The sequence below is a fragment of the Neisseria sicca VK64 genome, assembly GCF_000260655.1.
In the GTDB taxonomy this organism is placed as follows: domain Bacteria; phylum Pseudomonadota; class Gammaproteobacteria; order Burkholderiales; family Neisseriaceae; genus Neisseria; species Neisseria sicca_B.
Map to the genome: position 1 here is coordinate 1 of NZ_AJMT01000175.1, position 11,094 is coordinate 11,094.

9 protein-coding genes and 2 pseudogenes are annotated in these 11,094 nt (G+C 48.3%); 7 read left to right on the plus strand and 4 right to left on the minus strand.

Annotated elements, in window-relative coordinates; translation table 11 throughout:
• Nucleotides 1-128 precede the first annotated feature (128 nt).
• Complete coding sequence (locus tag HMPREF1051_RS09935) at nucleotides 129-1,265, minus strand: polyamine ABC transporter substrate-binding protein (RefSeq protein WP_036492900.1); 1,137 nt, start codon at nucleotides 1,263-1,265, stop codon at nucleotides 129-131.
• 499 nt (nucleotides 1,266-1,764) lie between these two features.
• Here HMPREF1051_RS09935 and HMPREF1051_RS09945 point away from each other — a divergent pair, with 499 nt between their 5' ends.
• The 5 genes and pseudogenes from HMPREF1051_RS09945 (at nucleotide 1,765) to HMPREF1051_RS09960 (ending at nucleotide 6,969) form a co-directional block, all read left to right on the plus strand.
• Nucleotides 1,765-2,886, plus strand: a complete 1,122-nt coding sequence (locus HMPREF1051_RS09945) for a porin (RefSeq protein WP_003768075.1) — start codon at nucleotides 1,765-1,767, stop codon at nucleotides 2,884-2,886.
• A 149-nt stretch (nucleotides 2,887-3,035) separates the two neighbouring features.
• Nucleotides 3,036-3,884, plus strand: coding sequence for an RnfABCDGE type electron transport complex subunit B (locus tag HMPREF1051_RS09950; RefSeq protein ID WP_036492908.1), 849 nt, complete (start codon nucleotides 3,036-3,038; stop codon nucleotides 3,882-3,884).
• A gap of 63 nt (nucleotides 3,885-3,947) precedes the next feature.
• Nucleotides 3,948-4,067, plus strand: a pseudogene (locus tag HMPREF1051_RS14545) (IS5/IS1182 family transposase); the annotation flags it as partial.
• Nucleotides 4,068-4,413: 346 nt separating this feature from the next.
• Entirely contained in the window at nucleotides 4,414-5,565 is a 1,152-nt protein-coding gene (locus tag HMPREF1051_RS09955) for an ATP phosphoribosyltransferase regulatory subunit (RefSeq protein WP_003768063.1), read from the plus strand.
• A gap of 105 nt (nucleotides 5,566-5,670) precedes the next feature.
• Nucleotides 5,671-6,969: an adenylosuccinate synthase gene (locus tag HMPREF1051_RS09960; protein ID WP_036492904.1), complete on the plus strand. Its 1,299-nt coding sequence runs from the start codon at nucleotides 5,671-5,673 to the stop codon at nucleotides 6,967-6,969.
• A gap of 129 nt (nucleotides 6,970-7,098) precedes the next feature.
• Here HMPREF1051_RS09960 and HMPREF1051_RS15330 read toward each other — a convergent pair whose 3' ends face one another.
• Nucleotides 7,099-7,803 carry a hypothetical protein gene (locus HMPREF1051_RS15330; protein ID WP_003768084.1) on the minus strand — a complete coding sequence of 235 codons (705 nt, stop codon included), beginning with the start codon at nucleotides 7,801-7,803 and terminating at the stop codon, nucleotides 7,099-7,101.
• Nucleotides 7,804-7,841: 38 nt separating this feature from the next.
• The gene (locus tag HMPREF1051_RS15335; RefSeq protein ID WP_003768065.1) at nucleotides 7,842-8,387 is read right to left on the minus strand and encodes a DUF2931 family protein; all 546 of its coding nucleotides are present in this window, start codon (nucleotides 8,385-8,387) and stop codon (nucleotides 7,842-7,844) included.
• Between the two features lie 546 nt (nucleotides 8,388-8,933).
• Between HMPREF1051_RS15335 and HMPREF1051_RS09975 the strand changes: the two genes are divergently transcribed.
• Together HMPREF1051_RS09975 and yciA are read left to right on the plus strand one after the other, a co-directional pair.
• Nucleotides 8,934-9,806 (plus strand): NAD(P)-dependent oxidoreductase, encoded by an 873-nt coding sequence (locus tag HMPREF1051_RS09975; RefSeq protein ID WP_003768061.1) that lies wholly within the window; start codon nucleotides 8,934-8,936, stop codon nucleotides 9,804-9,806.
• A gap of 153 nt (nucleotides 9,807-9,959) precedes the next feature.
• Nucleotides 9,960-10,397, plus strand: coding sequence for an acyl-CoA thioester hydrolase YciA (gene yciA / locus HMPREF1051_RS09980; RefSeq protein ID WP_003759083.1), 438 nt, complete (start codon nucleotides 9,960-9,962; stop codon nucleotides 10,395-10,397).
• A gap of 68 nt (nucleotides 10,398-10,465) precedes the next feature.
• On the opposite strand, the pseudogene HMPREF1051_RS09985 reads toward yciA, so the two are convergent.
• Nucleotides 10,466-11,094, minus strand: a pseudogene (locus HMPREF1051_RS09985) (transposase); the annotation flags it as partial.

An 11,094-nucleotide genomic window follows, 5' to 3' on the forward strand; every position in this document is an offset into this window, starting at 1 on the left:
TCTCAACCTGTTGTGTAAACAACGCGACGATTTTCTACACTTTAAATTTGTTCTATAGCAGTAAAAAAGGTCGTCTGAAAACCAAATTTGATTTTCAGACGACCTTATATTTCCAACGCATCAAACGGCTATTTGCCTGCTTTCAACGATTGCCACAGGCGGACGCTCAGGCGGCTTGCATCTGTTGATTTGGGCGATACGATGAAACTTTTATCCATCAATTCCTTGGTCGGGAAGATAGACGCATCGCCGGTATATTTTGCGTCCATCAATGCGCGGGCAGGGCGGCTGGCGGGGGCGTAGGTAACGAAATTGCCGTTTTGCGCCGCGACTTCGGGATCGAGCGTGTGGTTGATGTATTTATGCGCATTGGCGGTGTTTTGGGCATCGCGCGGAATCATCAGGGAATCCACCCAGATGCCGACGCCGCTTTTGGGTGCTAACACTTCGATTTCGACGCCGTTCTTCGCTTCTTGCGCGCGTGTTTTGGCGATGTTCAAATCGCCGCCGTAACCGACTGAAACGCAAAGGTTGCCCGCCGCCATATCGTCAATATAGCCTGACGAAGTGAAGCGTTTGATGTCGGGACGCACTTTTTTCATCATGTTGACGGCGGCTTTGATATCGTCCGGGTTTTCGGTATTCGGGTCTTTGCCTAAATAATGCAGCGCGAGCGGGATTTGTTCGATGGCGCTGTCAAAATAGCTGATGCCGCAGGATTTCAGCTTTTTGGTGTATTCGGGATTGAACACCAAATCCCATTCGTTTTCGGGCAGCTGCTCCGTCCCTAGGGCTTTTTGAACCAGTTTTTTGTTGATGGCGAGCGTGTTGATGCCCCAAAAATAAGGGACGGCGTATTGGTTGCCGGGATCGACTTTTGCCATCATGGCAAGCAGGTCGGCATCGATATTGGCGTAGTTCGGGATTTGGCTTTTGTCGATTTTTTGATACGCGCCGGCTTTGATTTGGCGTCCGACGTTGGCAATGGACGGGGCAACGAGGTCGTAACCAGATTTACCGGTCAAGAGCTTGGCTTCGAGGGCTTCGTTGCTGTCGTAGTAGTCGTAGCGGACGTTGATATGCGTATTTTTTTCGAACGCTTCAAGCGTGGCGGGATCGACGTAGTCCGACCAGTTGTAGATATTGAGCTTGTCGGAGGCGGTATGGGAAGAAGGTGCGGAAGATTCTGCGGCGGTTTGTTGGCCGCCGCTACATGCAGTCAAGACGAGGCCGATGAGTGCCGCCGCCATTGAAGTTTTTTTCATGGGTACAGTCCTTTTGTGGAAGGGGGGATTGTTGCAGCGGCGGCAGTCAGTCAAGCGCAAACTGTCCGCATACAAAAGGTTAACTGTGGGGGCGGCCGGCATATGCCTCGGGCCCTTGATTCAGCAGGTTCGCATTAAACGGCAAAATCCCTGTCGGCGCAATAGTTTAGATGGGAAAATTTCTTCGTTTTTTCATTGCTTTCCGCTATGGTTTTCTTCATAAACAAAAAAATATTCAGACGACCCGAAAAGGTCGTCTGAAAAAAGTTGCACTTGCCTTATTTTCAATCTTGAGGCAAGGGAAAAATAGGGATTGTGCCAACAAAATTGCAGAAAGGATGAATATTAAAGATTCCTACGATATCGTGTTGTTGAAATGCAAATTATATTTGAAATAAATAATAATTTTTCTCAAGATAAAAAGAGTTGTTTAATAATCCATAAATCATTATGATTGAGTTTGGTATTTTTACTCAATTTTAAAATTCGAGGAGGACTCATGAAGAAAATATTGATTACTTTAACCGCAGCAGCCCTACCTTTTGCAGCATCCGCCGAAGTTGTCCTGTACGGACAAGTTAAAAGCACCATCACCTCCGGACAGGTGAAAATCAAAGGTAGCGAAGGTACGGAAAAAAGCGCGACCGCGACCCGTATCAATGACAATACCTCGCGCATCGGCTTCAAAGGCAGCGAAAAACTCTCAGACGACCTCAAAGCCATCTGGCAGGTGGAACAGCGTACTTCCATTTTGGGCGAATCCAACAGCCAGCGTTTCGGCAACCGCGATTCCTTCATCGGCTTGGAAGGCAAGTTCGGTAAGGTCCGCGTCGGCAATATGAACAATATGCTCAACGAGATGGATACCATCGACCCGTGGTTGTACAAAACCAACGCGATGGGTTTGGGCATCAACACCCGCACCGGTGTGCGTACCACATCCGTACGCTACGACAGCCCTTCGTTCGGCGGATTCAAGTTCAATGCGTCCTACGCGCCGCGCGACAACCGCAATCCGGACGACAAATATAAGCACGAACAACCCAGCAAAGAGCAATATACCGCCGGTTTGACTTATGAAAACAGCGGTTTCACCACCAACCTTGCCTACGGCCATTACAAAGGCGCGTACACCGACAAGAACGGTAAAACCAAAGCCGCGCAAATCGCTAAAATCGAGAGTTACTACGACAAAAACAACCTGTTCGTCGGCGTAGGTGCGCAATATACCAAAGGCCATGAAAGCGCAAATAAATATCTGGGTTACTTTACCGATGATTTCAATACGTACAAAGGCGCTGACATTACTGCCGATGCCGGTAAAAATGAAGCCGTCAAAGTTACCGATGCAGCCGTTACCGTGGGTTATACCTTCGGTAACCTGACCCCGCGCCTCACTTACGCCCACGGCTGGGCGGCAAAAGGCGTGAACAGCGGCGAGAAACTGGTCGATAAATTCGACCAAGTTGTAGTTGGTACCTCCTACAAATTCAGCAAACGCACTTCGATGCTTGCTCATGCCGGCTATATGAAACTGGGCAGCAAAACCCGCCTGACGCCGACTCAAACAGGTTCTGTTGAACAAAAAGCCGTTTCTTTGGGCATGGTTCATAAGTTCTAATAAAGCGGTACGGATAGTCGGAAAATAGAAGAGGTCGTCTGAAAACCTTTATTTTGAAGTTTTCAGACGACCTTATTTATTTTGGTCTTGGTTTTCCTGCATTCCGTTTCCCGATAAAATACATGCTTTCGATTTTGACTCTATCCGCCATGCCGACCGACCTTCAAGCCATCAACCGCCTGCTGCCGCAAACTCAGTGCCGAGAATGCGGCTATCAAGGCTGCCTGCCTTATGCACAAGCTTTGTTGCACGAGGATGCGCCTGTTAATTTGTGCGCGCCCGGAGGAGAAGCGGTGATGGTGGATATTGCCGCCTTATTGGGTAAGCCGCGCGTTGCACCGGTCAAAACGCAGCCCAAAGCCGTCGCCTTGATAGACGAAGCCGCCTGTATCGGCTGTACCGCCTGCATCCGCGCTTGCCCTGTCGATGCGATTATGGGCGCAAGCAAGTTTATGCACACTGTAATCAGCGACGAATGCACAGGCTGCGGACTCTGCCTTCCGCCTTGTCCGGTGGACTGTATCGACATGATACCTTCCGAACAGGAATACCTCCCTGCCGCGCGCAGCCTGAGCCGCTCTTCCGAGGCGCGTTTCGCCGCTGCCGAACACGCGCAAAGCCGCTTTGATTGGCATACCGAACGCAAAGCGCGCGACGAGGCGGAACGCAAAGCCATGCTTGCCGAGCGCGAAGCCGCCGTTAAAGCCAAGCAGGCGCAAATTCAAGCCGAAACCCAAGCTGCCGCCAAACCTGTCTTCAATCCCATGGATTTGATTGCCAAAGCCATGGCGAAAGCCCAATCCCAACAAGACAAGCTGGTTGCGTCCGACAACCGCGAAGCATTCAAAAACCGACAAATCGAAGAGGCCAAAGAGCGCGCCGAATTGCGCCGCGCCCAACGCGATGTCAAATATGGCAACGAAGAAGAAAAAGCTGCCGCGCTTGCCTATCTGCGCCGTTACAAAGCGGAGCAAGAGGCAGCCAAAGAAATACGGTGAGGCTTGTGGAGAGACTTTGAAGGTCGTCTGAAATGGGTTTTCAGACGACCTTTAAGCTAAATCAAGTATAGTGGATTAACTTTAAATCAGGACAAGGCGACGAAGCCGCAGACAGTACAGATAGTACGGCAAGGCGAGGCAACGCCGTACTGGTTTAAAGTTAATCCACTATATAAGATTGATGGGGCGTTGAGGAATAACAAGCAACACCTTTGTCGAGACTACCCCAGTTGCTTGAGATGCTTCTTAAACATGTTATTTCCCGTATACAAAATCCCATTTGCTCCAAAGTCAGGGGCTGTCCGGTATGAAAACAGGCTGCACAAAACTGTTTTGTATGGTAAAGTCTGCTTTTAATAACTCGGCGGTTTAAAGCCGTCATTCAGGGGCTGTTTGAATTTAAAATCAGATTTGTTGGAAACGCTGCATCGTTTGCGCGGCGTATTTCGAGAAGCGGGCTGTGTGTCCGTCTGGTTTTAAATTCAAGCAGCCCTTTGCGTTTACAAAAACAGATAGAAGGTAGATTCCCATGCAATCTTGGCAGCTTCCCGAACATGTTGCCGATGTGTTGCCGACCAACGCCCGACAGTTGGAAAGCGCGCGAGAGCAGTTGTTGACTTTGTTCCGAGTGCACGGTTACGAGCTGGTACAGCCTCCGCTGATGGAATACAGCCATTCCCTGCTGACGCACATTGACGCGGGTTTGTCTTTGAAAACCATTTTGGTGGTCGATCAGCTGAGCGGTCGGCAGTTGGGTATCCGCGCCGACATTACGCCGCAAGTGGCGCGTATCGATGCGCATCTTTTGTCCGCCAATCAAGGGATTAACCGTTTGTGTTACGCAGGCCCTGTGTTGCACGCGCGGCCGGAAGGTTTGCTCAATATGCGCGAACCTTTGCAGGCGGGGGCGGAGATGTATGGTTTCGCCGACATCCGGGCGGATATCGAGCTGATTGACCTGATGCTCAAAAGTATGAAGATTGCCGATATGGGCGAGGTTTTGCTGTCGTTGGGGCACATCGGCGTATTCCGCGCTTTGTCCGATGCGGCGCATTTGGATGCGGAGCAGTCCGCAACACTGCTTGCGTTGATGCAGGATAAAGATACCGAAGCGGTCGAAGCGCAGGTTAAGGCTTGGAAGCTGGACGGTATGTGGGCGAAAGCATTTTCGCTGCTGCCGCGTCTGTATGGCGGACGGGAAGTGTTGTCCGCTGCGCGCGAACGATTGCCGGATTTGTCGGCAGTCGGCAGCGCGTTGGACGAATTGCAGGCAGTGTGCGACGCATTCCCGAATCAGAAAGTCCATATCGACTTATCCGAACTGCGCGTCGACAATTATCACACCGGCTTGCTGTATGCGGCATACGGTTCCAATTTCCATGACGCGGTCGCACGGGGCGGGCGTTATGACGGATTGGGCGAATATTTCAGCCGTGCGCGTCCGGCAACGGGATTCAGTTTCGACTTGCGCAGCTTTATCGGACGTTTGCCCGCCATTGAGCGGCAGCCCGTCGTCTTGGTCGATGCGGAAGATGCCGAAGCGGCTCGCGAAGCAGTTGAAGCCCTGCGTGAACAAGGGCAGTGTGTCGTTGTCGACTACGGTATCGGACACAACGCTTCGGAAGAGGTTGCAGGTCGTCTGAAAAAGTCGGACGGCGTTTGGCAGGTTGAGAAAATTTAAATACCCATTCATAGCAGATTAAAGGCAAATCAGGGCAGGGCGCAAAGCCGTCTTGGTTTGAAGTTGATTCACGATAAATTTTTAATATTAATAGGTTATATGGCTATGGCTAAAAATGTTGTAGTAATCGGCGCCCAGTGGGGCGATGAAGGCAAAGGTAAAATCGTCGACTGGCTGGCGGAAGAAACCAGCGGTGTCGTGCGTTTTCAAGGCGGCCACAATGCGGGTCATACTTTGGTCGTCGGCGGCAAGAAAACCATTTTGCGCCTAATTCCGAGCGGCATCCTGCATGAAAACTTGGATTGCTTCATCGGTTCCGGCGTTGTCGTATCCCCCGAAGCATTGTTGGGCGAAATCGACGAGTTGAACGCAGCAGGCGTGAAAAACGTTGAAGGTCGTCTGAAAATCGCGCCGACCTGCCCGCTGATCCTGCCTTACCACATCGCGCTTGACCAAGCCCGCGAAGCATCGCGCGGCAAAGGCAAAATCGGCACGACCGGTCGCGGCATCGGCCCAGCCTACGAAGACAAAGTGGCACGCCGCGCCATCCGCGTCGTCGATTTGCTGCATCCTGAAAAACTGTGTGAAAAACTGGATGCCGTCCTTGCCTATTACAATGTCCAACTGCAACATCTGCACAATGCCGAGCCGGTTAAAGCAGAAGATGTGATGGCGGTTATCGAAAAAGTCGCGCCGCGCATTACGCCGATGATTACCGACGTATCCCGCGTGTTGAACGAGAAAAACAAAAACGGCGAAAAACTGCTGTTTGAAGGCGCACAAGGCACGCTGTTGGACATTGACTACGGCACTTACCCCTTCGTTACCTCGTCCAACTGCTTAGCGGGAGCCGCTTCCGCAGGCGCAGGCGTAGGTCCTCAAATGCTGGATTATGTTTTGGGTATTGTCAAAGCCTATACCACGCGCGTCGGTTCAGGTCCGTTTCCGACTGAATTGTTCGACGAAGTAGGCGCAGGTTTGGCAGAACGCGGACACGAATTCGGCTCCGTAACCGGCCGCGCACGCCGCTGCGGTTGGTTTGATGCCGCCGCGTTGAAACGCTCCATCCAAGTCAACGGCATCTCCGGTATGTGTATCACTAAACTGGACGTGATGGACGGCATTGAAACCATCAATATCTGCGTCGGCTACGAATTGCCCGACGGCAGCAAAGCCGACATCCTGCCTTGCGGTTCCGATGCGGTAGAAACCTGCAAGCCGATTTACGAAACCATTCCCGGCTGGAGCGAATCGACTGTCGGCGTGACAAGCTACGACGCATTGCCTGCCAATGCCAAAGCATATTTGAAACGTATCGAAGAAGTCTGCGGCGCACCGGTAGCCATCGTCTCCACTGGTCCTGACCGCGAAGAAACCATCGTTTTGCATCATCCGTTCGCATAATGCTTTGATTGTAAAAGGTCGTCTGAAAACTTGGGCTTTCAGACGACCTTTTTGTATAGGCCTGACGTCAATCGGCAGTCATGAAATGTGGTTTTCTTTGCCGATCATTTTCCTATATTTATGATTTCCTTAGTAATAAGCAGTATTGTTGATTTCGTAACGTTGATGGATTTCAGCATCTGGCAATACAAATTTTTGTCCATCTTTTTGAAGATATGCTTCGGTCAATTCAAAGTGATCATCAAATTTCAATTTCAACGTGGCAAACTGATTTATTGAAGGTGTACTGATATTATGCGCTCGAGTCCTTCCGGGGAACGCCTGTTGAAATATCTTGTATAACCCGTTTAGTCGAGCATCATCGTATATGATTTTATAATCATTCTGCTCTTGTTCTTCAGTCTTAAAGGGATGCAATCTGATGCCCCACCGATTACCCGTTTCTTTGTCTATTAACCATATCTTGATGTAAGTTGGCATCGCCTTCATTGCCTTCTTCTCTTCTTCTACCCTCTCCTTACCGATAGCCGTCCAGCGCTCCGTATTAGCGAATTCCATATAGTATTCACCGTTCCATTCCCCTCCATCGACTTCAACTTCCAAGTTCCATGGATATTTCGTTTGCATCTGTTTGTACCACTCCGCACTCACCTTTTTGGGTCCATCTATATAAGTGTGATAGAAATTGGGGTGTTCTTTACGGACGCTGTCTAAGTATTCTTTCCGTTCTTCAAGATTGTGAAAACGTGCGACTCTGTAATACCATATTTCATTGAAATGATGTTTGGCAGCCTCTTCCACAGAAGGCATGATTTCTTTTGCCTGCCAGGACATCAATTCCTTGCGAATAAATACATTGGCAAGGTTCAGCGTCACCCAGCCGTAGGAGCAACAGCCAATTCAAAATCATTGGGAGATTCATATTGCGGAGTTTCAGAGTCCTCTACTGCATTATTGAATACCCTGTAACTTTTTGCCATCATAGGACGTATCTTGTCGGTTGGAAGGGCTTCATCCAACTGATAAAATTTATTTTCAAACTGAGAGGAATAGGTAAAAGTCAGCCTTTCGGGAAGTAAATCAAACTCTGCCGTTCTTCCCAAATACCCTCCTCTTCCCCATATAGAACCCGTACCAAAGAAATTTCGCAATACTGTTCCGTTCTGCAAATAAAAATCAGAACTGTACTTATTTGATACATCTATTGCTTCTGCATCCAATGTTAAATATGAAGAATTTTCTGGTGTGGCGTTAACCAATATTGCATCTGCCATCGTAATTCCCCAAGTCATGCCTTTTGCATTCTCGGGGTTGCCCTGGCCTTCAATCATTCCGTTTAATCCTATATTTGCCAATGCAATGCTGAGGTAGCCTGCTGCTACTATTCCTAAAAGGATATTTGTTTTCTTGTGTTTCATTCAGACGACTTTTTTACTAATCTATTGATTCCAATATAGATAAGAGTTAATGATTTCCATCCAATATCTGTAAATTACCCAGCCATTGAGCAAAATAAAAATAACTGCGCAATATTTCCAATGACGGTTTTGATACATTCTGATGATGCAGTAGGCATTGATAATTAGAAAAAACGCATATTTGCCAATTTCTTCCCAAAATACCTGAAGCGCTAACACCCAATATCCCATATCTCCGCCCGTTTAAATTTTTTCAAGGTTTTCATTATCAAATTTAAAAATTATCTACATGCTGCTGTTAGCAGTGATTGAACTCTATGAGTGAGGTTGTCTGAAAACGATATTTCAGTTTTTCAGACGACCTTTTTCCATCATTTAGACCTGATTGACAGCGTTTGTATGAAAAATAGATGCATTATACATTATTAACGAAAGGCGATTTCGTTCATATCTATATAAATACTTTATCCAACCCTCTGAAAAACTTTTCAGACGACCTGTAAACCTATATGATTGCACGGCAAGACAAACAAAGGAGCAAACACAATGTCAACAAACGAATACACGCAAATCGGCTGGATAGGCTTGGGTCAAATGGGTAATCCGATGGTAACGCGGCTTTTGAACGCTGGTATCGAAGTCGGTGTTTATAACCGTTCACCCGATAAAACCGCCGACCTCGCCAATAAAGGCGCGAAAGTGTACGCAAGCACCATCGATCTTATCCGCGCTTATCCTGTTATTTTTCTGATGGTTTCCGACTTCGCGGCTGTACGCGATATTTTGAGTGAAGAGGTTCGCAAGGAGCTTGCGGGCAAAATCATTGTCAACATGAGTACTATTGCTCCTTCTGAAAATCTTGCCGTTAAAGAATTGGTCGAAGCTGCGGGCGGTCAGTTTGCAGAAGCACCTGTTTCCGGTTCGGTCGGTCCTGCTACCAACGGTACGTTGCTGATTTTGTTTGGCGGAGAAGAAAGTGTTTCAACGCCTCTGCAAAAAGTGTTTTCCATTGTCGGTAAACAAACTTTCCATTTCGGTGGGGTAGGGAAAGGTTCGGGCGCAAAACTCGTGCTCAACTCCCTGCTGGGTATTTTTGGCGAAGCATACAGCGAGGCTATGCTAATGGCTCAACAGTTTGGTGTCGATACTGATACCATCATCGAAGCCATCGGTAATTCCGCTATGGATTCGCCTATGTTCCAAACCAAAAAATCGCTGTGGGCAAGCCGTGAATTCCCACCTGCCTTCGCACTCAAACACGCTTCCAAAGACCTTAATCTGGCGGTCAAAGAGCTGGAGCAAGCCGGTAAGTCGCTGCCTGCCGTCGAAACCGTTGCTGAAAATTACCGTCAAGCGGTAACAGCAGGTTACGGAGAGCAAGACGTTGCCGGCGTTTATTTGAAATTGGCAGAACGTTAGAAATAGCGTTGGCTCAGAATATGGGTTCAAGGTCGTCTGAAAACCGTATAGAAGTTTTCAGACGACCTTGTTATCGCAGGCAATCATCCCACACTGCTTCAATCGGTTTCTCAACTTCACACGAAAGCTGCACCTCTAAAAAGGATATTTCCCATGACGCAAAATGAAAAACAACACACTAAACCACAAGGCGAGCTTTTGCTGCGCACCGTTGCCATGCCGCGCGACACTAATCCCAATCAAGATATTTTCGGCGGTTGGATTATGTCGCAAATGGATTTGGGCGGCGGTATTTTGGCGGCGGAAATCGCACAAGGCCGTATTGTTACCGTAGCTGTTCAGGAAATGAATTTCATCCGTCCTGTGAAAGTGGGGAATGTCGTCTGTTGCTACGGCCGCTGCGTGAGCGTGGGTAATACTTCGTTGCAACTGAAAATCGAGGTTTGGGTAAAAACATTGATGAACGATCATCTTACTGAGGATCGTCAACTCGTGACAGAGGCTGTCTTCACTTATGTCGCCATTGATAGTGAAGGTAACAAACGCCCGATTCCGAAAGAGGGTAACCCAAAACTGGAAGGTTTGATTTAAGCAAAAGGTCGTCTGAAAACGGATTTCAGACGACCTTTTTAATTTGACATTGAGATGAAACGTTATAGTCAATTAAAATCAAAATAGGACAGTAACGCATCGTCAAATCGGGCGTAATCAGACAAAACGGTTCGCAGATACCGCTTAATATTCGTCCACACCTTCTCAATCGGGTTGAGCTCAGGTGAATAAGGTGCAAGAGGCAATACCTTATGTCCCCATTTTTCCGCCATTTCCCGTAAGACACCCATACGGTGAAATCGCGCATTATCTAAAATAATCACCGATTTTTGAGTCAATGCGGGCAGTAGGCATTGCTGAAACCACGCTTCAAAAAAGACTCCGGTCATCGTATTTTGATAAACCATCGGAGCAATCAGCCGGTTGCCGACTTGTGCGGACACCAGAGATAAGCGTCGGTATCTTTTTCCACTTATCTGCGCTTTCACTATTTGCCCTTTCGGGCTGCGGGCATAGGGACGGAACAGGTAGCGGTCAAATCCTGTTTCATCCAAATAAACACGTTGGTAGTCAGAAAATTCGGCCAGCTGTGTCAAATAATGCGTTACTTTGGCCGGGTCTTGTTCTTTGTAAGTGGTGGTCTTTTTTTACGCGTCATCCCCATCTGTTTGAGTGCATAGCAAACGGCGGCTGCCGTACAATCAAAATGTTTGGCGATTTCATGCAGATAGGCATC